Source organism: Adhaeribacter terrigena (genome assembly GCF_016623615.1).
Taxonomy (GTDB): domain Bacteria; phylum Bacteroidota; class Bacteroidia; order Cytophagales; family Hymenobacteraceae; genus Adhaeribacter_A; species Adhaeribacter_A terrigena.
On the sequence record NZ_JAEHFX010000004.1, the window covers coordinates 100,879 to 125,289 of the forward strand.

Genomic DNA, 24,411 nt, shown 5'->3' on the forward strand with positions numbered 1-24,411 from the left:
TCAGAGATACGATGCACTGAAACGCTTGCGCAAAAAGCTGTTGAACATTGCCGGTTACGCGTTCTTTTTCCTGAGTCTGCTGTCGTTTCTGCTCATGATCTACGATCTGGGCTTTAAATACGACGCCGAAACCGAAGCCGCCATTCACCACCTGAATTCTTATTTGCTGGTCATTTTCTTTGTGGCTTTGCTCAACCGGTTCCTGGCCATTGTGGTCTGGAAAGCCCGGGAAAGCAAAAGCCGCCTGACCGAAACCGCCGTGCTGCTGTTTTTTGTGGTGGCGCTTTGCATGCGGTTTTTCATGCGGAGCGAACAGTTGGCGGCCATTCCCTGGATCAGTTTTTTCAACGGCTCGGTGTTTACCTACATGGTTTTTTTGTACGTATTTGTGCTGGAAATTTCGCGGCGCACGTTCAAGATCTACCATTCGCGTTATAGCCCGGCTTTGCTTTTTATTTACTCGTTCCTGATCCTGATCTTTGCCGGGGCCGGTTTGCTTTTGTTGCCGCGGGCCACGCACAACGGCATTGGGGTAGAAGATGCGCTTTTTACCGCTACCAGCGCCGTGTGCATTACCGGGCTTGCGGTGGTAGATACGGCCACTTATTTTACGCCTTTCGGGAAGAAAATATTGCTGATGCTCATTCAGCTGGGCGGTTTGGGGGTAATGACTTTTACCAGTTTTTTTGCCTTGCTTTTTCAGCGCACCTCTTCTTTTCAGAACCAGCTTTTTATGCAGAACCTGGTAAACGAAGACAAGATCGGGCAAACCTTTCGCACCCTGATCAAGATCGTAACGCTTACGTTTATAGTAGAAGCCGTGGGCGTGCTGCTGATCTATTCGAGCCTGGAACACCAGCATTTCCAGGGCAGCGAAGTTGATAAGTGGTGGTTTGCTATTTTTCACGCCATTTCGGCTTTCTGCAACGCCGGTTTCAGTTTGTTTTCCGAAGGGCTTTACGACGTCCGGCTGCGCTATAATTACAATTTGCAGCTTTCCATTGCAGGCCTCGTGATTTTGGGCGGCCTGGGTTTCCCGGTTATGTTCAACCTTTATAAGTATTTTAAAGATCGGTTGCTGAACATTTATTTCCGGCTTTTCAGTAAAAATCAGTACCAGTACCGGCCACGCCTGCTGGTGCTCAATTCCAAAATTGTGCTGGCTACTTCGGCTTTTTTGCTCGTAACGGGTACCGTTTTATTTGCCCTGACGGAGTTTAATAATGCCTTGCAGGAACACTCGGTTTATGGCAAAATGGTTACGGCTTTTTTTGGGTCGGTTACGCCGCGTTCGGCTGGTTTCAATACCGTAAATATGGCTGCGCTGGCCCCGCCTACCATTCTGGTTTACCTGCTTTTAATGTGGATCGGGGCTTCGCCGGCTTCTATGGGCGGGGGCATTAAAGTTACTACGTTTGCGGTGGCTTTCCTCAATATCGTAAGCATTGGCAAGGGCCGCGACAGCCTCGAAATTATGAACCGCGAAGTGCCGAATGAATCGTTAAAGCGGGCTTTCGGGGTTATTTTTCTTTCCTTTATGATCATCGGGCTGAACATTTTTCTCATCATGCTTTTTGATCCCGGGCATGATCTGATAAGAGTTGCGTTCGAAGTTTTTTCGGCTTTTGGCACCGTAGGGCTGAGTCTGAACTTCACGCCCGAATTAAATTCTTTCAGCAAAGCCGTAATTATGCTTACCATGTTCCTGGGTCGGGTGGGGATCATTACGTTTATCATCGGGTTTATGACCAGCCAGAAAACCAAACGCTACCATTATCCGGCCGAAAACATCATCATCAGTTAAACTAAAAACGCAATGCAATACATCATCATCGGGTTAGGAAATTTCGGTTCTACGCTGGGCATGCAGCTTACCGCCATGGGCCACGAAGTAATTGCCGTAGATGCCAGTATGGAAAAAGTAGACGCGTTCAAAAACGAGATCACCCATACGATCTGCCTGGATGCCACCGAATTGCCCGCCCTGCGCACGCTGCCGCTCGCCGATACCGATATTGTGGTGATCGGCATCGGCGAAGATTTCGGGGCTTCGGTCATGACTACGGCTTTGTTTAAGCAGCTGAGCGTGAAACGCATCATTGCCCGCGCCATTTCGCCTATTCACCAGAAAGTGCTCGAAGCCCTGGGGGTAGACCAGATCGTAAGACCCGAACAGGAAAGCGCCGAACGCCTGGCCAAAAAACTGGAACTGAAAGGCGTGATCGATTCCTTCGGCCTTTCGGAAGATTACAACATTGTGGAAGCGCTGGCGCCAACCCGTTACGTGGGCAAAAGTATCCGGGAAGCCAATATTCGCAGCGATTTTAATGTAAACATTCTCACTATTTTACGCCCGAACCAAAGCCGAAAATTCTGGAGCAATACTTCGCCGAGCAAAACGGTAATTGGCGTGGTTTCGGCCGAAACGGTGATTGAAGCGGGCGACGTGCTGGTGCTTTATGGCCTCATCAAAGATATTGAGCGTATGCTGCACAGTGAGTAAAGAATTGCTGATTGTTAATTGCTGGTTGTTAATTGCTTTTTCTGTCATGCTGCCTGGAGCATTTCGGGAAGCGCAGGCGAAGGACCTTGTCATAGGTCAGCAGTTTTTTAGCTAAAAATGATACCGTTTTCAGTTCGTCATCCCGACGTTAAGAGAAACGTAAGTTCGGCGGAGCCAAATCTCTTCGGGTTGGCAGTTTCGTTTGCTGTTGACTTTTTCACTCCACAAGCATAGCGTTTTTCTTCAGCGTTTACTTCCCGGGTTTTCTGGGAAGACGCCACCGGGCAAATCCGGCTGACTTTTTTGTGCCCCAATCCTAGCTTTTTCTGGCAGCGCACTTAGCCTCTTTCCGGCTAGCCTGTTTCTTTTTCTATTCCAACCCAATCTTTCTTTATTCCGGTATTTTCCACGCTTCAATGCGGGCGAAATAAATCTGTTATTTTTTGAAATGCCGGGCAACCGTAACAGGAAAACTGTTGTCTATTGCCAAAATAACACCTATTGCTGAATGGATTTCCATGGAATTGATTTCCGCAGAAACGGCCATTTTAAGTCCTTTCTGAACTGCACAAAAAGAACCAAAAACTGCTGTATTATGAAGAATAACCTGCTACTGCTTTTTGCAACGCTTGCCTGGTGGCTTTTCCCTGGTCAGGCTTTTTCCCAGAATTGCCAGGTAAATGTTACGGCTTCGGCCACCACCATTCACCTGGGCGAAACAGTTTCCTTAACGGCCAGCGGCGCAGTGCGCTACGTTTGGGCGCCCTCGCAGGAGCTGAGCAGCAGCAAAAATGCTACGGTAACAACTTCGCCTTCGGCCACCACCACTTTTGTGGTAATTGGTACCTGCGCCGATAGCACTACTTCCAGCCAGGCGGTTACCATTACCGTTTTACCTCCTAAATTGCCTTATTTTCAGAGTTTTGAGCAGAATATTATTGGCTGGACCACGGGCGGTACGAATTCCAGTTGGGCTTGGGGCACGCCGGCTAAAAACGTGATCAGCGGCGCGGCTTCGGGCACCAAAGCCTGGATGAACGGCGGTTTAACGGGGCAGTATAACGCCAACGAAAATTCCTGGCTGCAAAGCCCGCCTTTCGATTTTACGCATCTCTATGACCCGGAATTACAAATGAGAGTCTGGTGGGATGCCGAAACTGATATGGATGGGGCTATTTTGCAAAGTTCGGTAGCTGGCGGCCCCTGGCAACTGGTAGGGGCTCTAGGCCCGGATTGGTACAACAGCAGCAACGTGAACAGCCGCCCGGCCAACCAGACCACCGGCTGGAGCGGCAGCGGCACCAGCGGCAGTAATGGCTGGGATACGGTAAGAGTCAGTATTCCGGGTTTGGCGGGCATGAATAACGTGCGTTTTCGCATTCTTTTCAGAGCGAACGGTTCTGCCCAGCACGATGGTTTTGCCATCGATGATTTTACGATAAAAGGCCAGCCCGATATTTCTGTTGCCGGTTTAAGCAATCCCTTGCAAGGCTGTAATCCGGTAAATTCTATTTCGGTAAAGATCCAGAACCGCAGCATAGAAGATGTAGACCTGAGCAAAACCCCGATCACGGTACAAATTGCCTTAAGCGGCCCCAAAACTGGAAACTATACTACCATTTTAAACTCTGGTATTCTGAAAGGCAATGCCTTTATTATAGCCACGCTTCCTTCGGGCGGGCTGAAAATGGATGTGACCGGAGCTTATGCCTTTAACATTTCTGCCACCATGGCCGGCGATGTGCGCTTGTCTAACAATACGCTGGTGCAAACGGTAAACGTTTCGGGTACGCCGCCGCCGGCGCCTTTGGCCATTCCTTATTTCCAGGATTTTAATAATGCTATATCGGGGCAGGACCCATTAGCAGCTATTGGCTGGGGACCTAATCCTTTGGCTTCAACCGGAGTGCCTTATTATGGCTCAAACCGGGCAGCAAGAATTGGCGGTGCCCTGGGTGCGGGCGTCAACTATTTTTCCACCCAATCTCCAAAAATTAGCGGCATCACTTCCAACACGTATGTGGTATTCGATTACCGGCTCGATAACGGCAACCGGACCTTTACCAGCATAGGAGGAGCTAAAGTTTATGTACAGCTACAGCTCGATTGCGATACCGCTTACCGCACCCTTATGCAGCTGGATAGTTCCACTACCAAATTCTTTACCAATGATGGCGCCTCGCCGGATTTCTACAAATCGGTTTTTCTGCCGTTAAGCCAGTACCAGGGGCACGACGTAAAAGTGCGGTTCATGATAAGAAGCGTTGGCGCGCCTGCGGTAACTTTATTTATAGATAATTTCGGGGTAAGGGAAGTACGCCCGGTAGACATTGCCATAACTGGCGCAGGCCCAGGCAATACCAATTACAGATGCGGCGGTAACCAGGGGGTTAGCGTGAAGCTCAGCAACGCGGGGCTGGAAGTGCTGAACCTGGCGGTGAATAAAGTCCAGGTTACCGTTAAAACCACCGATCCGAACGGCAACAAGCAAACTTTTACCAGACTGATCAGCAAAGGCGTTATCCCGATAAACGGCGATTCGGTTTTTGTAATTGACCCTGCTAATTTCAATATGCACGCGCAGGGCATTTACCACTACGAAGCTTACGGAAAACTGCTCATAGCCGGTATCGATTCAAAACCGGGCAACGATACCATTCGGTCAACTTCAGAAGTGAAAAGTATCGCGCCTACGCCTTTTTATATTAAAGCCCAGGATATTACAGATAGTCGTAGTATCTGGGATACCGATTTCAGAAGCATCTGGCTCCGGTTTACCGGTCAGTTCAGAGTAAATTATCTCTACCAACATCAAGATGCTGCCCTTCGGGCGCAACTACACCGCGATAAGAATTCAGCTTATATCATTTCCCAGCCTATAGGCCCGGTAAAACCGACCGACCATCTGTTCTTCGATTATTATTTCCAGAACCCGGATAGTACCCGAGCCAATCTTGCGCAGACCCAGGCTTATATAGAGGCCTTTGCTTCCGTAGACTGCGGGGTAACATATACTTCGCTGGGCCGCCTGGATGCTTCGAATCACGTTGCAGTATCCGGTTTCAGAAAGCTGTTCTTTAGTCTTTCCGCCTTTGCCGGCAAAAATGTAGTGATCAAGATCGTGGCCGGCAGTCAGAATAACAGCAGCCTGATGGTGAATATTAACAATTTTGAAATAAAACCGCAGGGGGCAGATATAGATGTTAAGGAAATTATTGTGCCCACCGCTCTATGTGCCGGGTTTAACGGTGCCTCGGTGCTGGCTGTAAAGCTTCATAATAAAGGCACGCAGCCCCTGAATTTCAGTGCAACGCCGGTTACTGTAACCCTAAAGGAAGCGCTGTTAACGTTTGGCTCCTACAATACTGTGGTAAATACCGGAACGCTGGCGGTAGATTCGACAATAATAGTAACGGTAACCAACAATTATAATTTTAATCAGGGTGGCATGCACCACTTCAAGGCATTTACTACCATGCCCGGCAATGTTGTCCATGCCCGCGATACGGTAAGAACTTTTAAGTGGTCCGACCCTGCGCAAACAGTGCCTTATTTTGAAGACTTTTCCACTAATATGACGGCCGTTTGGCTGGAAGAACCAGGCGAAAGCAATATGGATCAGCATTCGTACAGCCTCAGGCCGGACACCCGGTATTTCGATCAACATCAGGCGTACAAAAAAAATAAAAGCCGGCAAACCATCCTTACGCCCCCTATTCAGGGAATAACTCCCAATACGCGGTTGATCTTCGACTTATATGATTTTCTCAACAATACCTTATGGGGTGACCCGGTGCCGCAATTTTCCGGTTTGCCTTCGCCACCGCACCCTTTTGCCGGCTCCAGGCACAAACTGGAAATACAGGCTTTAGTAAATTGCGGGCAGTCTACGGTTTCTTTGTGGACCCTGGACAGTGCTAATTACCGCCCGATAGGAAATGCCTACAAAGCTTATATAGACCTGACCCCGGTGGCCGGGCATCAGAATGTAAAGTTCCGGTTTATACTGCATATAGATACCCTGGCAACTTATTACCCTCATTTCATAATCGATAATATTGAAATTAAGAATACCGGTCCGGTAGATCTTGCCATGCAGGAACTGGTAGTGCCGGGAAGCGGTTGCGCCGGAAACAACCGGGTAAAGATGGTGGTGAAAAATGTTGGTATTGCACCGGTAACTTCCATTCCGGTTTCCTATACTTTAACCAACCAGCTTCCGGTTACCGAAACCATTCAGCGCATCCTGCAGCCCCACGATACCCTGCATTATTATTTCCAGACGGCCCCCAACCTGTATGCTAATTTTAAACACTATTTTACCGGCGCGGTAAATCACCCTCAGGATCAGAACGTGGTAAATAACGTAGAAACCCTGCCAAACTATGTAGAAAGGAAAGCACCATTTATTGCGCCTTATTCCAATAATTTTAATGGCATTATAGATCCGGAATTGGTTTTATCGGTGCACCATGGGCATGTGCTGAAAAATCAGCCTCCGTTTGCTGATGTTTATATTGCCAGTGGCGCCGTGAATTTTATTAACGACGGCCAGCGGCAATGGAATGGGTATGCTCCGCGCGTTGCCTGGAAGAAGACCGGCCCGGGCGGAACTGTTACGCCTTACGATGCCTGGGAGCTGAATAAAACCTACATCGTTTCGGCTTCTATGTGCATAGATGCTACGAACCTTAGCCGGCCGGAACTGCTTTTCAGCCTGAAACAAACCTACTGTAACCTGCCGGAAGACAGCTGGTTCCGGGTGTTGGTGAACGGCGTGCAGGTAAGCCCTAACTACAATCCGGTTACCGCTTCCAGCGACCCTTTTGCCAACCATACCCTGGATCTGTCGGCTTTTGGTGGTACGGTATTCACCATCACCTTTCAGTCTTCTACTGCCAACCGGACCTATAACAGCAGCGTAGCGGTTTGCGCCGGCGATAAAGCGCTTTTAGATAACCTGACGATCAGGCAAAAAGTGAATACGGCTCTGGATCTTGGTGTGCTGGCCGTGCGTTACTCCCCGGATACGTATTGCAACCAGAACAGTAAGGCTACTGCCGAGATCAAAAACCTGAATACGACCAACGTCGATTTTTCGGTGAATCCGCTTACCCTGGTCCTGGACGCTACCGGAGGAATAACCCGGAAAGACACGCTGGTTATTAACAGCGGCGTATTACTGGCCCAGGCTACCCAGGTATTCCGGTTTGCCAAACCACTGGATCTTTCGGCGCCGGGCACGTATAATTTTGCGGTAAATCTGCAGATGCCGGGCGATGCAATAGCTTCCAATAACCAGAAAACACAAAGCATTATTACCCCTAACGCGCTGGCTATTCCTTTCCTGGAAAACTTCAACAACTTTAACGCTACAGGATATACCAATTCTGCCGGATTTACAGTTTCGAACCAACACTCGCCGCTGGCCACCAATAAGTATGCGTCTTTCAAAAACCAGTACGACACCTGGAATATAGTAAACTACCTGACTACGCCTAAACTTGGCAATATAACGGCCAATACGGCTTTGCTTTTCGATTTCCGGCACTTCAGTGGCATTAGTGGTGGCAGCGCCGGGTTTCAATTACTGAACGGAGCTTTTAAAGACAGCGTTTACGTGCAGGTTTCCGACGATTGCGGTTACAGCTTTACGACCTTGTATGCTTTCGATAACGCTTCGGTGCTGCCTTCGCTGCCATTTCAGAAAATGCAGTTCAGCCTGGGTGCTTTTGCCGGAAAGAATATCCGGGTGCGCTTGCTGGTGAAAATGCTGCAGCAGGACCATTACGTAAATATTGATAACCTGGAAATAAAAGAACTGCCAAGCCCATTGGCCGTAACGGCTCTTTATGAACCGCAAACGGGATGCACTACGGCAGAAAAAGTTATTTTAACCCTGAAGAATAACGGAACGGCCACTTACAATCTGAGCCAGAACCCGCTCACGCTGCACGCAGTTGTTTCCGGCCCGAACCCGCAAAACTATAGTTTGCCTTTAACCACCGGTAGTATTGCCGCTTTTGCCGAAAAACGGTTTACGCTTGCCACTAATTTTGCTATGACCCAACAGGGAGCCTATACCTTTAAAACCTTCCTGAAACAAGGCAATACGGTGGTTTCCGATACGGCCCGCTTTATCAGGCAACGGAATACGCCGCTGGCGCTGCCTTATAAAGAAACGTTTAACGTGCCCGTTATAGATTCCCTGAAAACCTGGAAGTACAAAGGTTTCAAAATCTCGCACAGCAGCGTTTCCGGAGGCAGAATAAGCTTTTACGGAGAGGGGGTAGATACTGCCACCCTGCAATCGCCGGTCATACAGCTGCCAACCAATACCACCTTCCTGAAATTCAATTATAAGTTAACCGAATATTTGCATGGCATTGGACACTTTCCGTTCAACCCGGGAGGTTCTTCCAGCCGTCTGGAAGTGCAGGTTTCTACTGATTGCGGCAGCACTTTTACTACTATCCAGGTTCTGAATACCACCACGGCTATTTTCGGTGATCCCTGGCCAGATCCAACCTGGGTTTCGCTGTTGCCTTATGCGGGCCAGGCCATCAGTGTCCGTTTTGTAGCTTTCCGCGATAACCGGATGTTCTGGGCAGAAATGGATGACGTGGAAATTGTAGAAATGACTGGTCTGGACGCACAGGTTTTGGCTATTATGGAACCTGAAATAAATGCCTGTACCGATACGTTGCAGCCGGTAAAAGTAGTGGTGCGCAATAACGGTCCGCTGGCCTTTGCCAATATTCCCCTCAACATAGATGTGAACCAGGATACTACCTTAACCCAACTCATTTCGATCCCGGCCTTTACCACCGATACCATCTCTTTTACCGGTTTCAGTACCATGGCCGGCGGTAATTTCGATCTGACTGCAACGGCGGTTTTGACTGGCGATATGAAACCGAATGATAACAGCCGGAGTGCCCGGGTTCGGATCATGCAAAGGCCAACGGTAGACCTGGGCGGCGACGATTGCGTGGAACTGGGCGGCAGTAAAATTCTGGTAGCCGGAAAACCGAACATGATCTACTTATGGAATACCGGAGCTACTACCAATTCTATTACGGTAAGCACAACGGGCGTTTACAGCGTTACCGTCTGGGATCCGAATACCGGTTGCGATGCTTCCGATCAGGTTACCATACGGGTTGGTCAGAATCCGGCCGTAAACCTGGGGCCCGACCAAACCAGCTGCGGCCAGCCGGTAGTGCTGGATGCCGGACCAGGACTGAATTACCTGTGGTCTACCGGAGCAAAAACTCAAACCATCAGCGTTACAAAATCCGACACGATCATTGCCAGAGTTTTCAACCCGGTTACCGGCTGCAGTTCACAGGATACCGTAGTGGTGAAATTCAATCCGCTGCCAATTGTAGATCTGGGGGCACCGAAGAATATCTGCGCCGGCGATTCTATAATCCTGAATGCATATGACCAGCCCGGGTTTACTTATGAATGGAAAGACTTAAGCGGCACCTTGCTGAGTACCGATTCGGTATTGACCATGCGTACGGCCGGCATTTATAGCGTGAAGAAAACCAGTTTGTTTGGTTGCGTGAAATCTGATACAGTAGCGGTAAATGTGCATAATCTGCCAATTGCCAGTCTGGGTACCGACACTACTTTCTGCACCGGCAGCCAGGTAGTTTTAAATGCACAGCAGGGAACGGGTTATACCTACCGCTGGCTGAAAAACGGTATGGTTATTACCGGCGAAACTACCGATAGCCTTCCGGTAAATGCCATTGGTAATTACGCAGTTGAAATCACGAATGCAAACGGCTGTCTGACCACTTCGGCAGCCATTCAGATTGCGGAAGTGCCGCTGCCAACGCCGCTTATTTCCAGCGCGGCCGGTTATACCTTCTGCGCCGGCGATTCGGTAACTTTAAAAGTGCCGCGTAATAGTGGCAATACTTACCAGTGGCAGCTAAACGGTATGGATTTAGCTGGAAAAACGGATACCAGTCTGGTAGTAACTGCGGCCGGAAATTATACCTTGCGGGAAACCAATGCCGGTGGTTGCAGCCAGAGCTCAGTTGCCGCGCAGGTGCAGGTTACCGCACGTCCGGTTCCGGTGATAAATGCTTTGGGTGCTACCAATGTTTGCCAGGGACAGAGTGTTGCTTTGTTTACCACTACCTCGGGCACGTACCAGTGGCGCTACAACGGGGCCGATATTACCGGGGCCAACCAGCCAACGTTCATTGCCAGCCAGACCGGGAAGTACCAGCTGCGGGTAACCAATGCAGTCGGCTGTGCCGATACTTCGCAATCGCTGAACATTAACGTTTATGCGCTGCCGGTTGCCGGTATATCCCACACCGGTCCGGCCACTTTCTGCGCCGGCGATTCTGTGGCGTTAACGGCCGGAACGGGTTCGGGCTGGAATTACCAGTGGTCGCACAACGGTATTGCCATTCCGGGCGCTACGGCGGCTACTTTTATGGCCAAACAAGCGGGTAATTACCGGGTGGAAGTGAGCGTGAACGGCGTTTGCAACCAGGTTTCTGCGCCAACCGTGATCACGGTGCTGCCAAAGCCGGTAGCCACTATTACACAGACCGGAAACATGCTGATTGCTTCCAGCGGATCTACTTACAAATGGTTCCTGAACGGCAATATGATTCCAGGTGCTACTGCTCAAACCCACCAGCCAACCGCCAGCGGTTTGTATAAAGTAGAAGTTACGGATGGGGCCTGCAATGACGTTTCGCAGGAAGTGCAGGTAACTTTAACCGGCGTAAGTCCTGAATGGGTGGCTACCAGCATCAAGGTTTATCCGAACCCGGGCAGCGGCTTGTTCAACCTGGAAATTACCGACAGCAAAACCGGCGAGGTAAGCCTTATGGTTCGTGACCTGACAGGCAGATTGATCCGGAAGCAAACGCTGAAAAAATCTGGGAATGAGCTGCATTACAAGCTCGATCTGCAGCATTTGCCGGCGGGTATGTACGTGCTGGAAATGAACCGGAACGGAAGCCTGCGAATTAAAAAGCTGATCATAGAATAATAACCGGAATACCGCACTGCAGAGTTGCTTTAGGACGGAAACAGTTTTAAGGCCGCGCCGCAGATCCGGGTTTTATGTCCATACTTTTTCTGCCCGAAACCATAGCGTTTTCCTGATACGCGATCAGCAAAATGCTATGGTTTTTGGGTTGAAAAGTGTTTGTAAGGGATGAAAGAAATTTCGGGTTTTAATGGAAGGCGCAGCTTAAAAATAAACTGTCCGCGTGATCGTGTAGCGGCCTTGCGCGGGGAATAGCCGCTTCCGGCCGAACGGGTAAAACCGGCGGCTGGGGCTTGGCTTCTTCTTTCAGGTTTTGCAATTCTTTTTCGGAAATGCCGGCCATTTTATTCAGATCGGGCTGGCCGGCGTCTACCCAGCAGGTGTACCAGAAACTGCCGGTTAAGGCGATGGCGTAGCGCATTTGCCGCTCCACCTGGCCATTTAGTTTGCGGTGATAATCTTCGCAGAAATCGCGGGAATACACGCGGGTGTTTACACCGTTACGGTCTTCAAAACTGTATTTTCGGTCTTCGTCAAAACTTTCGGTAACTTCTTTTTCAAACCGCAAAACCGAATCCAAAGCCAGGTGCGCCCGCGTAACGGCATCCCAGGCGCGCAGCTGCGGATTTTCGAGGTACGTGGCGCGGCCAACGAAGAAATCGTAATTATGCGCCAGTAATTCCGGCAAACGGCTTTCCCAGAGAGCATGAATGCCGCGCTGATTCGTGAGCTGGCCGTTGTAATTCTGGGTGGTGTGAAGCGGCACGCAGGCATCGGCAATGTAGTGGCCCATTTCGCTGGAAAGCCTTAATATTTTATCGGTATCGCGGGCTTTGAAGGCTTCGGTTAACTGGAATTTCATCAGGTTGATGTGCCAGGGAACAATGCCGTACGCCATTAAGGTATCTTCGGTGTATTTCGCCACGGCATCTTTCCAGAAACGCGGTAATTTGTAAACCGCGCTGTCGCCGTACACGTCCAGATCGATGTAATGCTTCGGGGCTTCGTCGGGGACTAACGTGCGGCGGCTGTCGGGTTTGGTGCTGGTTTCGGTAATGTAAACGATGTGCTTTTTGTAGAACCCGATCATTTCCGGCGGCAAGGTAAAAACGGCCAGCCGGTCGATGCGGCGGTGCGCGTAAAACCCCCAGGCCATACTTTTTTGAGGCCAAAGCATAGCGTTTAGCAATAAGAAAAGCAGCAGACGTTTCATGTTGGCTGCTTACGGAGAATGGGTTGGTTTGGGTTGTGGTAGTTTAGTAGTTTTGGCTAACGTACTGGGTTAAAAGTGCTTTGGCAATTTTTAGCTGTGGTTATACTTAGGTTTTCTCCCAATTTTAACCGGATTTCTTATTTAACGAAATATCAGGAAAACTGCTCCAGTAATTATGCGCTGCATTAATCCAACATTTTTACAGGAGTTACTTCGTTAAGAAAGAAAATAGCATCATACAGTTCTGTATGTTTCCCTTTTACCACACCCACATTATATTGCATACCTTCAGCATTCGCTAATACTGCTTGATTTGCTGCCGTGAAGGGAATAAAGCACAGGTCAAATTTTTCTCCATCTAAGAGGCGGGCAATAGTATGCAATTCATGCGCAGTAACCGTTCGTGGTTTTTCTCTTGGGTGAGGATATATGTAGGTGCCCTGGTTGAAATCGAAACCAATAAAGTACGCCTGCTTACCGAAGGTATTGTTCAAAAAGGACCCCATTGAAATTTCCCGCATGCTACTATTATTTATCTTCTGGATGTGCGAATTATGCGCCCATACAAATACTTTACTATCCGCTTTCAGGCTAGCGTATATCCAGGCAACATTGGCGGCCATGCAACTGTCTCTATATGGGTCGCGGTAATTACTACGCGCTTTATATAACTCCAAGTTTTTCTTATGCATTTTCACCACTTCCAGACACCGGTTAAGGATCGGTTGCTTATCGGGGCTGGTCGTGTTTACCAGTTGGGAAAGCCTGGTAAAAATGGAATCGTCAATGGTATATTGCATTTCTTCCATTTGATTTTTGAACGTAGGAATAGCAAGAACCTCATGCCCCGCCGTTTTGGCTAATTCAGCCTGTAGTACTTTTAGTGCCGGATACGCCTGCTGCATATCCATTCCCCAGATGTTTATTTGCTTTTCGGCCTTTTTTTTTTTGTTGAACTCCCGCATCCAGGAAATAAGATCTGCGAATTCCTGGGTTCGGTAGGGCCACACATTAATTAACTTTATTAATTCTTCTGGATTCGCCTCCGTTTTCCAGGTAACGTAATCATTTATTATAAGGCAACTGCCAAAGTCTGCCTCAATTATCACGTCTTTTAACGCCAAGTCTTTAGCCAGATATTTTATAAATGACTCTTTCACTTTAAACATCTCATGCGAGCCATGGTTCGCTTCCCCAACAATAAATAGCTTTTTATCTTTTAAGTAAGGCTTTAGCTGCTTGTAGCTAGGGTTTGCTGGTGAAGAGGGTTGTTTTAGATAAACTTTTTCTCTTATAAGCTGACCTAAACCATCTTTGATGAAGAATACTGTTAATAATAAAAATAAAAGGTAGATCTTCATAATTTCTCATTCTTTAGTTTTAGCCCAACGGGCTGGGCTATGGCACGTTTTAATGTGCTTTAGGTTTTGTTGGGAGATATTGTTTTTAATTCCTTTCCTTTTCCCAAAAGTCAATCAAATCATCCCAAGCTTTTTTTGTAGTAGGTTTAAGCCATTTATCAAATCCAGAATAATAATTTAATTTTTCCCAACCTGCTTTATTTTGAATTCCCTCAATTAACCCAATTATCATCAATTCGCTTGTAAAAGAATCTCCATTATTAATTAAGTAATCTACTTCACTCCAAAATTGATCAAATCCCACCGTCTGATCATTTTTAAATTTTTCTATAATTATTGAGTTTATTTCACTTATATCTAAATAGTTAAACTCAGGCTGTTCTCCATTCTTGTATTCCTTTTTTACATATTCTTTCCAACTTTCTTCCATTCCTGGAATACTTTTGACCAGAATTTCAAAAGCCTTTCTACTATCAATTGGAGTCATATCCTAATTCAATTCATAATTTCAATTACTCCCAACTACTGTATATCCGTAATAACTCCGTTTATCCCACCACCGTCAGGTGGATAAACGGAACTGGATTAACGAATATACTATATTTAATTAGGTTAATATATAAATTCTTCTTGTAATAACAATTTCCTGAAAGGAAGTATTAAAGTTGCAAACGTTATCCGTTCCGGCTAAAAACTAACGGAAATGATCGTGTTCTTCTGCTTTGGAAGCAGCGCAGTTGGCAATTCCGGAAAGGGAGGGTTTGAGTAGTGAAAATGCAATTCCCAGTTCCGTGCACTGAGTAGTTTTACTTCAGGATGTTGAATTTGAAGCGCAATTCTTTCTTTTCGAGCAACAAACGCCAGTCGGCAAAGAGCAGGAAGGCTACCAGCAGTAAACCCAGCACGGTATAGAAAATAAATTGCGGGCTGAACAGGCTTTGGAGGGCGGCTTTCGGGTCCTGGGCTACGTAATCGCTGGCTTCCAGAATGAGCCAGTCGCTGATGAGTTTGCCGGCAAAAAAGGCAGGCAGCGCTTTGGCGGCACTTACGCGGGCCATGCCAATGGCGGTAAACAAAGCTGTGGTAGAAAGCGGCGTGAGTGTGTAAAGGAAAATAAATAAGCGCGATTTCCAGCCGTGGGCTTCCAGTTTGTGGCCGATAAAAGCGAGGTCCTGCGTTTTTTCTTCTTCCAGAAAACGCCCTGAAACCCGGAAAATAAATCGGCTCATGAGGTAGCGGCCCAGCGTGGAAGCAATTACGCCCAGCACCAAAACCGGCCAGATCTGCAACTTAAAAACCACCAGGCAGAAAACCATCACCGTCCAGGCGGGCGGACCGGCAAACGGAATAAGATCTACCAGAAAGGCAAGCAGAAAAACTAAAAAATAACCCCAGGAATCCATGCGCAGGCGAAAGCACAAATTTAACGCTTTACCCGTTAGTTGTACCTGAAATCTGCGGGCGCCGGAATGAAGGCCGGACTGATTGATAGTTTTTGCAGCTGAAACCCTACCGTTTTTTAAGTGTCAACCGGAAAAGGTCAGGCCGGAAGTTACATCAGGAATTGCTGGTATTCCGGGTGCACCTGCAGAAACTTCGCTACCACGTCGCAGCCGGGAATTACTTTTAAGTTGTTTTTCTGCGCGTAGGCAAAGCCGGCTTTTATCAGTTTTTCGGCCAGCCCCTGGTTGCGGTGATTTTCCGGTACAAAGGTGTGGGTAAAAGAAATTACGTCTTCGGCAGGTTTGGAATAAGCCAGTTCGGCTTCGTCGCCGTCGGGTAAAGCGATCGTGAATTGCTGGTATTTTTCGTCGTGGGTAATCTGCATCCGGAGGAAGTTTGGTGGCTTTCTGGTACGCAATTACGCAGCGCTGGTTTTCCGGGCAATAAAGATCAGGTGGGTGGAAGTTGTGCCGTCGGCTTTTGGTAGTTTTTTGCGGAAAAACCGTACCGTTTCGAAATTGTTTTGTTGCAGTTGCGCTTCCAAAAAACTTTCCTGGTAATAATAAACGTACATTTTATGGCCGGCGCTGTTGGCTTCGTAACCCGATTGCTCGTAGTTTCCTTCTATCACGCTGCCGTAAAAAATGCCCCCGGCAGGCAGTAAAGCGGCGCAATCTTTTACCAGTTTCGCGCAGTCGGGTTGGGAAAGGTAGGGCATGGCAAAACCGCACACCACCCCGTCGAACGTTCCGGAAATGGTATCGATTTCCCGGCAATCCAGCTGCTTGAAAATCGCGGCCGGGTTGTTGGTTCGGGCCAGTTCCAGCATGTTCGGGGCTACGTCAATGGCTTCGATCCGGAAATCGGGTCTTTGGGCTAACAGGTATTTCGTAATATTTCCCGGTCCGCAGCCAATTTCGAAAATGCGGGCCCTGGGCTGTTGGATGAGTTCGCAGAAAGCATCGTAGGTATCGTTGTACAGATCAAGCTCCATGAACTTTTCCTGGTAAGCCAACGCTACTTTGTTCCAGGTTTCGAAAGTGGTTTGGTAGGGGTTCATGAAACGTATTTATAGATAGCTTCTGATCAGATCTCCGTTTCTGTTTGAATTACTTCAGAAACAGAAGCGGTTTCTAAGTTGAGTTTATGAGTTAACGCTGTTAGCAGGGTTTCTTCCAGCGGAATTAAACCTTTCATTATATATTCCTGCAGCACCTGGTTCCCTTTGGCGATGAATTCCTGGCCTTTTTTGGCATTAGTAGTAATAAAAAGCTCGTAAGCAGCTTTTACGCGGTATCCACTAACGGAATGGTCGGTTTCAAGCCTTGAGCTAATCTTAGAATACAATTCCTGCGCTTTTTCCGGGTTGGTCTGTAAAAAGCAATAAGCAAATAAAACTTCGGCCTGTATCTCTTTTAACTGGGCTTTAGGAAAAGAATCGAGATATTTTTCCGCTTCCTGAATACTGGACAGCGCTTTCGGGAAATCCTTGATATCGAGGTAATGAAAATAATCATAGACCAGAAAATGCACTTTGGTAGCCGGGTCGGAGGTTTGGTTATGCAGTTCCAGATGCGTTTTCGGAAGCTCAGCCGGACGCACGCCACTCATAAGGAGTGCATTTACGTAGAATAAATGGAGGTTATCCTGGTGGGCAGCATTGTTTTTAAGTGCATTAAAGCAATGCAATCCATCAGTTTTCAGGTTACCTTTATTAGTAAAAGGCCAGGCATTGGTAATAAAAAAGAATAACCCGAAAAAAGCCGTAGCCGCAATAAATGGTCCGTTCAGAACGCCTCCTAAAATAAGGGCCGTACAAATTAAAAATGAAAGGAAATTAAAGAGCAAACCACCGGCAAAATACAGCATAAAACTGCTTTTAGGCATTTTCTGACGGGTGGGTATCATGATGCATAGCCCCAGGTAGCCGGCATTTTTGAAGAGCTTTAGTTTAAGTTTGTTATTCTCGTTTTGAATGGCTACATAACTTACCCGGAAAGAATACAGCTTAAATTTTGCCAGCAAACCAAAAACCAGATGACCGCTTTCGTGTATGATGATCTGTACGTAAAAAGCCAGCATTAAATACGCTACCACCGCCAAAGGATGAAGGCTTTTTACATCAATAATACCATTCTTGGTTAAAGCGCCAATAGAAACTCCAAGTAAACCTCCAAAAGCCAGCATGGCCAGGAAAAACAAAACTTTTTTCATCCTTTTAACCTGTTGTAATTCAGGTTGCTAATGTTATAAATTTAAGCGAAACGGACAATTAAAACACTATCTATCTTCGCTAAAAACCATTGGATTTTCCAAGCGTTAAAAAAACGCTATCCTTTTCCTCCTGAAAACTATAGATGTTCCTGATTTTCCGGTTCAAGAAGTTCACGGGTTTTCTATAATAAGCTTCCGGTTATTTCTTCAGGATGCCCTTTTCAACGCTCTCGTTAATTAGTTTTTCGGCGTAATTCCAGATGGTAGCAGAACCTTCTTTCATGATGCTTTTCTTGGCGTACACTTTACTGTAATCTACCCCGAATTCGTTCCAGGTGCCGCCGTTGTTGGAGGTGTTTTGCAGCAGCGGTTCCAGGCGGTCCATGGTGCGGGCAAATTTGGCTTCGGAGGTTTCGCCGGCTTCAAATTCTTCCCAGATGGCAATGAGTTCGCGGGCTTGTTCTTCGGGTAATAAACCAAAAATGCGGTTAGCCGCTAAGCGTTCTTCATCGGCGTTGGAATGGCTTTTCTGGGTGTCGTAAATAAAGGTGTCGCCGGCGTCTATTTCTACAATGTCGTGGATCAGCACCATTTTCACAACCTTCAGAATATCGATCGGTTCGTTGGCGTGTTCGGCTAGCACGATGGCCATCATGGCCAGGTGCCAGCTATGTTCGGCATCGTTTTCGTGCCGGTCGCTGTTCAATAACCGGGTTTTCCGCTGAATGTATTTGAGCTTGTCTATTTCTTTGATGAAGGCAATTTGTTGGAGGAGGCTTTCCGGAAGCATGATTGAATATTGAGATTTGATTATAACGGATTTGGCTAGGGCACGTTTTAATGTGCTATAGGTGTTGTTGTACGCAGTCTTTTATTGTAATTTCTTCGTAATGAATGTTTTTGACTTTAAATATATTCAATATTGATTTAAGGTCATCGTTCACGACAATCCATGGCCTAGCATACCTAATTACTCTATTCCCAACATTAGCCTTGTTAGAAAGCCCTGTACATTCCCAAGTTTTATAAATTGCGGAATTGGGCAAATTTGTAAAGTCTTTAGTGTCATAGTGTAAATCTAAAGGTATTATTGTTGTTGGTACTCTAAGCTCTAAATTTCCTATAATTGCATCGTTGAAGTAACCATTTCGTAGGCAAGCTGAGCATTGGCGTTCTAGGGTAAATCCAGTTGAACATTCATTAGCTTTAGGAAGAGTAAAGGCGGAGTAAAAATGGTAAAAATCTAGTGGCTTGTTCTTTTTATCGACTACTTGGGATAAATTAAAATCTATTATATCTTTTCTAATTCGGTTATAAAGGTTTTTGCTTATCAACCAATCACCATCAAGAGTTTCAAAGAACTCTTTTTTTGTTTTTGCAACTCCTTTAACCTTTAAATTATTTAATGGTTCTGCCCCCGTTCCACAAACTTCGCAAGCATTCACAAAACTATACTCGGTTCCACATGATTCTCCACTTTCACCTGGCGTGCCGCCGCTATAGGAGATAATATAGTATTTCATTCTTAATTAAGGTTGTGTACAACTCCTGTATATACCGAATTTATTCGGCTTATCTCTCCACCGTTAGGCGGATAAGCCGATGTTTCTCAAATGTAACAACAATTATCTAAAACCAGAACGCTATCCTTTTCGGCCTGAAAACTAATGGAAATGATCGTGGTCTTCCGGCTCGGGAAGTTCCTGGGCGGCTTTCGGAAGCAGCGCCGTGGGTACTTTGGGATACGTGTGGTGCAAATGGTGAAACGCGAAGGAAGAAAGGATGGGCGTCCAGAAGCGGGCCGATTTTACGCCCAGCATGCGCGTCGGATTCCGGCTGGCCATTTTGTGCGGAATGTATGAAGCCCAGAGCGGCATTAGCGCACTCAGCACGAACGCCACGGCCCAGTAAACCAAACCAATTACCGAGCCCCAAACGAAGTAAAACGCTATGAAAATGACGAGCAAAAGTGCCGTAGCCGCCGTTTCTGCAAGCTGCATGTTCCGGGTGTTGGGCGCAATGCGCAGCGAAGCAAACCGCAGCGTAAAAATGTGGTAAGGACCATTCAGGAAAACCTGTTTCAGCGTCCATTTGGCCGGTTCGCCTTCGGGGTCGTCGTCGGAAAGGCATTGGCCGTGGTGGCGCAGGTGCGTAACTTTCAGAGCGTGGCCGCTTTTTAGTAAGAGCAAAGCGCTTAAACTCAGCAGCCGGTCGTGGCCTTTTTTGGAAAGCCCCAGCGAATTATGAATGGAATCATGAAGCTGCACAAAAGCGGCCAGGCAGGTGGCAAAAGCTGCCGCAATGGCCAGCCACCAAAGTCCGTAAAATGCAAACGCTATATAAAATGCCAGCAAAACCCAGGGCCGCGTAATTTCTACCATTTGCTGCGCTTTGGTTAAGGTGAAGTTGCCGGGTCTGGTGCTTTTTGCTTTCATGTCTTTCGATAAACCGGTTAAATAAGGGAAAGTTCCGGGTTATTCGCGGTTTTCTTCGCGCAGCGGTTTGGCGTAGGCCGGAATTTCTTCGGGCTTTACATGTTTGAATTCCGCTTTGAAATAACCGTTATAGCCAAAAATATCGCCGAAGGTTTGGTTGCTCACTTTTACGCTGATCCGGAAAAGATCTTCGGCTTCGTCGTAAGCTTCATTCACCTCCGCATTGCCCGAAAACATGTCCGGAAACCTGAACGCCACCGGCCCTTCGTAGAAACGCTGGTTTCCCGATCGGATGGTAACGCTGCCATCCGGGTTTACTTTCATGTCGATGTCTACGGCCAGGTGTTGTTTGTTGCCGAGGTAATCTATAATGCGGTTTTCCTGTTCGCTGAAGATCATGGTTGCATCGAAATGGCGCTTCTTTCTGGCAAAATGAAATTGGCGGATCCAGGTTACGGTTTCCCGGCCGAAACGGTCTTTATACGCGTAATTTTCGATGGTAAACGGAATGTCCTGCCCGGTTTCCGGAAACATGATGTTGCGCCGCGTACCGAAATGCAGGAAAGGCAACACGTGTAACCCGGCGTTCCAGATGCGCTCCATTTTGCCCCGCCCGATCATGGCCAGCCCGTTTTCAGTACTCATGCTGAAACGCTGCTGCATTTTCGGGTGCAGTTGGTCAAAGTCGCTGCCCAGGTATTTTTTATAGATCGACATGGTTGCTTTCAATTGCAATTAATTATTGCGGGTTTCTAATTATTGCGGCATCTCTTTCTGGTCATTCTGAGCTTGTCGAAGAAACTTATGCGTACTCCTATGGAATTTTGAGCGACTGAGCGATAAATTCCTAGCGCTCCCGTTCGCGATATATATTTGCGGGTTCGGTACGCGATAGTTCCCTCCCAAGGTCGGGATGACGCAAAAACGTCAATCAAATAACGTGAAAATCCTCCCCAAACCCCTCCAGAGAGAGACTTTCTTCAATAGTTTAATTCCGATCCGGTTTGCGTTTACAATTGGCGGCGCTGGGCGTAAATTTCAGCAAACTCAGCACAATTACCGATAAGCCAATTACGCCGAAACTGGTAGTGGCCGGGTTGAAAGGCGCCAGGTAAACTTCGTGTTTCGCAACCAGCGCAATGCCACCCAGAATCAGCAAGGAAAAAATATTCAGGTAATGCAAAAGCCGCCACCGGCCAAAAAATAAAAAAGCTATTCCGAAAAAGATTTCGGCAATTCCCGCCGCGTAAACGCCTTCTTTTTCGTAGCCGGTAAACATGCCCGAAGCCGTGAGCATTTCCAGTTCGCCGGTTTCCATATACATGAGTTTAGGCACGATGCCGTGATAAAGCCAGGTTAACGCGATCAGGAAATTGGAAAGGATCAGAACGAAAAGCAGCTTTTTGCTTAAGCGCGGATGCTGCCCGCGTTCGAGCCACATTTTCAGCGCATCGAAGCTCCAGGCCGTAGCCCAGCCAATAAGCGGACGAAACAAAAACTTATCGATGAGGTTGCCGAAAAAGCCGTGGCGGGTCTGGTAATCGTACCAGGTCAGGAATTTAACGCCGTTGTTTTCGGGAATGTATTTCCAGTAGCCGGAGCCGGTTTTGATGAGTGAAATGGGTTCGTCGCTCCAGAATTTAAGGGCCGATGTACTTTCGCCGGTTTCTTTGCTGTGCGTGCCGGTACTTTTCCCTTTCCCCGATACCTTGATGCCAAACCCGATCTGCGTTTCGTAGAGAAAATGCTGCGGCGCGTCTTCGGTTTCCTTCGGTAAATATTCGATCCGGTTAAAGCGCAGGTCCCATTCCTGGTGAATTTCGGGTGTCTGGGTAAACTCCCAAACCCGCTCCAGGCTGGTGTGCATAAAAGTTTCTACGTAGATCGGATCGCGCTTCATAACGGTATCCAAGGTAGGGAAAAAAGTGCTGCGTTACCAATTTGCTGTTACCAGCCGGCGGATATTTTACCACTGAAGCTATCAGGCGCTTCGCAGGATCTTTTCCATTTTTCTGCCTTTCGCCAACTCATCTACCAGTTTATCTAAATATCTCACCTGCTGCGTTAAGGCATTGTCTATTTCTTCTATCCGGTAGCCGCAAATTACCCCGGTTATCAAATGCGCGTTTGGGTTCAGGTTTGCCTGCTGAAAGAAGGTTTCAAAGGTGGCTTTTTCAGCGATCAGTTCTTCCAGTTTTTGATCGTCGAAGCCGGTTAGCCATTCAATTACCTGGTGCAGTTCTGCTTTGGTGCGGTCTTTCTTTTCCACTTTTGCTACGTAATGCGGATAAACCGAAGCAAAGGTCATGCTGGCCATGCGTTCGTTATGTTCGGGGGTTATTTTCATGGGTTTTGTTTCATGTAAATTTCTGGAATTATTTTAGCCGTTCTAATTTAAAATCATAATCCTGTAAAAACAAAAAAGCCCACCGCAAAAACGGTAGGCTTCTGGGTAAAAAAAGTGGATAATTCAAGGTGAATAACTTTGTATTATCCTAAACTGTAAAATTATTCAAGCTTGGCATCAAATCCTCTTATTAAAGCATTTTCCTCTGGTTCGGTTAATTCCCGTGTATAGATATTCTCCCAAAGTTTTGCTGCTTCTTTACTGGAAGAAATTCCTGCTCTATTTACTGCTTGGCCCCACAAGAAAATGGCAAAGTCTTTTTTATTGTATGCTATCCCGTCAAACAGATATAAATTCTTGTTTTCTTTTTCCAATTTTGAATTAAAGTCGAGTCTCCCTCCAATGGTTTCTTTCTTTATGTACTCCATTGGCTCTGATGGACTTTTAGTATTTTGTCCAAATGATACTATTGTCATCAAAATTCCTGCAATAATTAAAATTACAATTTTCATGTCTATTTAAATTAAGATTAGTGTTAAACAGTTTACCAGAATCCGTTGTGGCGTAAATTTCATTTACTGCTGAAACTATAGAATTTTCTGATAGATTGTTAAAGTATGTTGTTTTTTTTAAGTGCCAAAAATTGGTTCACTAACACCAATTAAAATAACCAAAAACAAAAAAGCCCACCGCAAAAACGGTAGGCTTTCCCTATAAAAAACTACTAATAAAACTTATCTTCCTTTTACGCCGAAAAATTTCATTCTGTAATCGGCATCCACATCGCCTTTGGTAATTTTGGTTAAGCGGGCTTTGATCAGGCGTCTTTTCAAGGGGCTTAAATGGTCGGTAAACAGAATGCCTTCCAGGTGATCGTATTCGTGCTGAATTACGCGGGCGGTCATGCCATCGAATTTTTCTTCGTAGGTGTTAAGATCTTCGTCCTGGTAGCGTAGCGTTACAATGGGTTTGCGGTACACATTCTCCCGGATGCCCGGAATACTCAGGCAGCCTTCGTTAAAACCCCATTCCTCGCCTTCTTCGGCAATTATCTGCGGATTAATGAATGCACGTTTCAGGCCCGGTTTTGGGGTGATCTTGTTGCCTTTTTCGTCTTCGTCGTCTTCCATGGGCGCCGAATCGATCACGAACAAACGGATGCCTTTGCCAATCTGCGGCGCCGCCAAACCCACGCCATGCGCGTAATACATGGTGTCGTACATATCGGCTACCAGCTTTTTCAGGTCCGGGTAATCTTTCGGAATTTCGACGGTTTTGGCTTTTAAAATCGGGTCGCCGTAGCCAACAATCGGGTATATCATAATCCTTTGCTTTCTAAATAACTCTGTAAAATAATCGTAGCGCTTACCATATCTACGGTAGCTTTGTTTTGCCGGTCTTTCTTTTTCAGGCCGCCGGCCAGCATGGTCTGAAAGGCAATTTTAGAAGTAAACCGTTCGTCTACCACGTGTATTTGCTGGGCCGGAAATTCGGTTTTCAGTTTGCGCACCAGGCCGGTAACCGCGGCGGTGGTATCGGTGGGCGTATTGTCGAGCCGCTTGGGCATGCCTACCACAATGGCTTCCACGGCTTCTTTCTGAATATAGTTTTTCAGGAAGGTAAGCAGCGTATGCGTGGGCACCGTTTCCAGGCCGTTGGCAATGATCTGCAGCGGATCGGTAACGGCCAGGCCGGTGCGTTTATTGCCGTAATCTATTGCCAGGATGCGCGCCACGTGGTTTTGGGTTAATTGCTTTAAACTGCAAAATTACGGATTTTTCCGGGAGAATGCACGGCAGCAGTTTTTGCCCCGGAAACCATAGCGTTTGCGGCCCGGAAATTCCAGCATAACTTCCCAGGTCTTAGA

The 24,411-nt window shown here is 47.1% G+C and carries 19 protein-coding genes; 3 read left to right on the plus strand and 16 right to left on the minus strand.

Annotation, left to right across the window (positions count from 1 at the left end; translation table 11 throughout):
* Window positions 1-25 precede the first annotated feature (25 nt).
* The 3 genes from I5M27_RS09585 (at window position 26) to I5M27_RS09595 (ending at window position 11,531) form a co-directional block, all read left to right on the plus strand.
* Window positions 26-1,804, plus strand: coding sequence for a TrkH family potassium uptake protein (locus I5M27_RS09585; RefSeq protein ID WP_200505991.1), 1,779 nt, complete (start codon window positions 26-28; stop codon window positions 1,802-1,804).
* Window positions 1,805-1,816: 12 nt separating this feature from the next.
* The gene (locus tag I5M27_RS09590; protein WP_200505992.1) at window positions 1,817-2,503 is read left to right on the plus strand and encodes a potassium channel family protein; all 687 of its coding nucleotides are present in this window, start codon (window positions 1,817-1,819) and stop codon (window positions 2,501-2,503) included.
* Between the two features lie 595 nt (window positions 2,504-3,098).
* Entirely contained in the window at window positions 3,099-11,531 is an 8,433-nt protein-coding gene (locus I5M27_RS09595; protein ID WP_200505993.1) for a T9SS type A sorting domain-containing protein, read from the plus strand.
* A 187-nt stretch (window positions 11,532-11,718) separates the two neighbouring features.
* Here I5M27_RS09595 and I5M27_RS09600 read toward each other — a convergent pair whose 3' ends face one another.
* The 16 genes from I5M27_RS09600 to ruvX form a co-directional block, all read right to left on the minus strand.
* Complete coding sequence (locus I5M27_RS09600; protein ID WP_234462472.1) at window positions 11,719-12,744, minus strand: zinc dependent phospholipase C family protein; 1,026 nt, start codon at window positions 12,742-12,744, stop codon at window positions 11,719-11,721.
* Between the two features lie 185 nt (window positions 12,745-12,929).
* Entirely contained in the window at window positions 12,930-14,105 is a 1,176-nt protein-coding gene (locus tag I5M27_RS09605; RefSeq protein ID WP_200505994.1) for an erythromycin esterase family protein, read from the minus strand.
* 85 nt (window positions 14,106-14,190) lie between these two features.
* Window positions 14,191-14,592 (minus strand): DUF7674 family protein, encoded by a 402-nt coding sequence (locus I5M27_RS09610; RefSeq protein WP_200505995.1) that lies wholly within the window; start codon window positions 14,590-14,592, stop codon window positions 14,191-14,193.
* 319 nt (window positions 14,593-14,911) lie between these two features.
* Window positions 14,912-15,526, minus strand: coding sequence for a hypothetical protein (locus tag I5M27_RS09615; protein WP_200505996.1), 615 nt, complete (start codon window positions 15,524-15,526; stop codon window positions 14,912-14,914).
* Window positions 15,527-15,657: 131 nt separating this feature from the next.
* Window positions 15,658-15,966 (minus strand): GNAT family N-acetyltransferase, encoded by a 309-nt coding sequence (locus tag I5M27_RS09620; protein ID WP_234462473.1) that lies wholly within the window; start codon window positions 15,964-15,966, stop codon window positions 15,658-15,660.
* Window positions 15,967-16,608, minus strand: coding sequence for a class I SAM-dependent methyltransferase (locus tag I5M27_RS09625; protein ID WP_200505997.1), 642 nt, complete (start codon window positions 16,606-16,608; stop codon window positions 15,967-15,969). It lies immediately after the preceding gene.
* Between the two features lie 26 nt (window positions 16,609-16,634).
* Window positions 16,635-17,762 (minus strand): site-2 protease family protein, encoded by a 1,128-nt coding sequence (locus tag I5M27_RS09630; protein WP_200505998.1) that lies wholly within the window; start codon window positions 17,760-17,762, stop codon window positions 16,635-16,637.
* A gap of 199 nt (window positions 17,763-17,961) precedes the next feature.
* Window positions 17,962-18,552, minus strand: a complete 591-nt coding sequence (locus I5M27_RS09635) for an HD domain-containing protein (RefSeq protein ID WP_200505999.1) — start codon at window positions 18,550-18,552, stop codon at window positions 17,962-17,964.
* A 55-nt stretch (window positions 18,553-18,607) separates the two neighbouring features.
* Window positions 18,608-19,285 (minus strand): hypothetical protein, encoded by a 678-nt coding sequence (locus I5M27_RS09640; protein WP_200506000.1) that lies wholly within the window; start codon window positions 19,283-19,285, stop codon window positions 18,608-18,610.
* Between the two features lie 141 nt (window positions 19,286-19,426).
* Window positions 19,427-20,197 carry a fatty acid desaturase gene (locus I5M27_RS09645; protein ID WP_200506001.1) on the minus strand — a complete coding sequence of 257 codons (771 nt, stop codon included), beginning with the start codon at window positions 20,195-20,197 and terminating at the stop codon, window positions 19,427-19,429.
* A 39-nt stretch (window positions 20,198-20,236) separates the two neighbouring features.
* Window positions 20,237-20,914 carry a DUF4166 domain-containing protein gene (locus tag I5M27_RS09650; RefSeq protein WP_200506002.1) on the minus strand — a complete coding sequence of 226 codons (678 nt, stop codon included), beginning with the start codon at window positions 20,912-20,914 and terminating at the stop codon, window positions 20,237-20,239.
* A 271-nt stretch (window positions 20,915-21,185) separates the two neighbouring features.
* The gene (locus I5M27_RS09655) at window positions 21,186-22,097 is read right to left on the minus strand and encodes a DoxX-like family protein (RefSeq protein WP_200506003.1); all 912 of its coding nucleotides are present in this window, start codon (window positions 22,095-22,097) and stop codon (window positions 21,186-21,188) included.
* 81 nt (window positions 22,098-22,178) lie between these two features.
* Window positions 22,179-22,544, minus strand: coding sequence for a DUF2200 domain-containing protein (locus tag I5M27_RS09660; protein WP_200506004.1), 366 nt, complete (start codon window positions 22,542-22,544; stop codon window positions 22,179-22,181).
* Between the two features lie 161 nt (window positions 22,545-22,705).
* Window positions 22,706-23,056: a hypothetical protein gene (locus I5M27_RS09665; RefSeq protein WP_200506005.1), complete on the minus strand. Its 351-nt coding sequence runs from the start codon at window positions 23,054-23,056 to the stop codon at window positions 22,706-22,708.
* 222 nt (window positions 23,057-23,278) lie between these two features.
* The gene (gene def, locus I5M27_RS09670; RefSeq protein WP_200506006.1) at window positions 23,279-23,866 is read right to left on the minus strand and encodes a peptide deformylase; all 588 of its coding nucleotides are present in this window, start codon (window positions 23,864-23,866) and stop codon (window positions 23,279-23,281) included.
* Window positions 23,863-24,279 (minus strand): Holliday junction resolvase RuvX, encoded by a 417-nt coding sequence (gene ruvX, locus I5M27_RS09675; protein ID WP_200506007.1) that lies wholly within the window; start codon window positions 24,277-24,279, stop codon window positions 23,863-23,865. Before ruvX ends, def begins: the two co-directional genes overlap by 4 nt.
* Window positions 24,280-24,411 lie beyond the last annotated feature (132 nt).

What these genes read in the sequence shown, in the direction of transcription:
- I5M27_RS09590 (WP_200505992.1), top strand. Translation starts at nt 1,817, where the DNA reads ATGCAATACATCATCATCGGGTTAGGAAATTTCGGTTCTACGCTGGGC.
- I5M27_RS09595 (WP_200505993.1), top strand. Translation starts at nt 3,099, where the DNA reads ATGAAGAATAACCTGCTACTGCTTTTTGCAACGCTTGCCTGGTGGCTT.
- I5M27_RS09600 (WP_234462472.1), bottom strand. Translation starts at nt 12,744, where the DNA reads ATGAAACGTCTGCTGCTTTTCTTATTGCTAAACGCTATGCTTTGGCCT.
- I5M27_RS09605 (WP_200505994.1), bottom strand. Translation starts at nt 14,105, where the DNA reads ATGAAGATCTACCTTTTATTTTTATTATTAACAGTATTCTTCATCAAA.
- I5M27_RS09610 (WP_200505995.1), bottom strand. Translation starts at nt 14,592, where the DNA reads ATGACTCCAATTGATAGTAGAAAGGCTTTTGAAATTCTGGTCAAAAGT.
- I5M27_RS09625 (WP_200505997.1), bottom strand. Translation starts at nt 16,608, where the DNA reads ATGAACCCCTACCAAACCACTTTCGAAACCTGGAACAAAGTAGCGTTG.
- I5M27_RS09630 (WP_200505998.1), bottom strand. Translation starts at nt 17,762, where the DNA reads ATGAAAAAAGTTTTGTTTTTCCTGGCCATGCTGGCTTTTGGAGGTTTA.
- I5M27_RS09635 (WP_200505999.1), bottom strand. Translation starts at nt 18,552, where the DNA reads ATGCTTCCGGAAAGCCTCCTCCAACAAATTGCCTTCATCAAAGAAATA.
- I5M27_RS09640 (WP_200506000.1), bottom strand. Translation starts at nt 19,285, where the DNA reads ATGAAATACTATATTATCTCCTATAGCGGCGGCACGCCAGGTGAAAGT.
- I5M27_RS09645 (WP_200506001.1), bottom strand. Translation starts at nt 20,197, where the DNA reads ATGAAAGCAAAAAGCACCAGACCCGGCAACTTCACCTTAACCAAAGCG.
- I5M27_RS09650 (WP_200506002.1), bottom strand. Translation starts at nt 20,914, where the DNA reads ATGTCGATCTATAAAAAATACCTGGGCAGCGACTTTGACCAACTGCAC.
- I5M27_RS09655 (WP_200506003.1), bottom strand. Translation starts at nt 22,097, where the DNA reads ATGAAGCGCGATCCGATCTACGTAGAAACTTTTATGCACACCAGCCTG.
- I5M27_RS09660 (WP_200506004.1), bottom strand. Translation starts at nt 22,544, where the DNA reads ATGAAAATAACCCCCGAACATAACGAACGCATGGCCAGCATGACCTTT.
- I5M27_RS09665 (WP_200506005.1), bottom strand. Translation starts at nt 23,056, where the DNA reads ATGAAAATTGTAATTTTAATTATTGCAGGAATTTTGATGACAATAGTA.
- def (WP_200506006.1), bottom strand. Translation starts at nt 23,866, where the DNA reads ATGATATACCCGATTGTTGGCTACGGCGACCCGATTTTAAAAGCCAAA.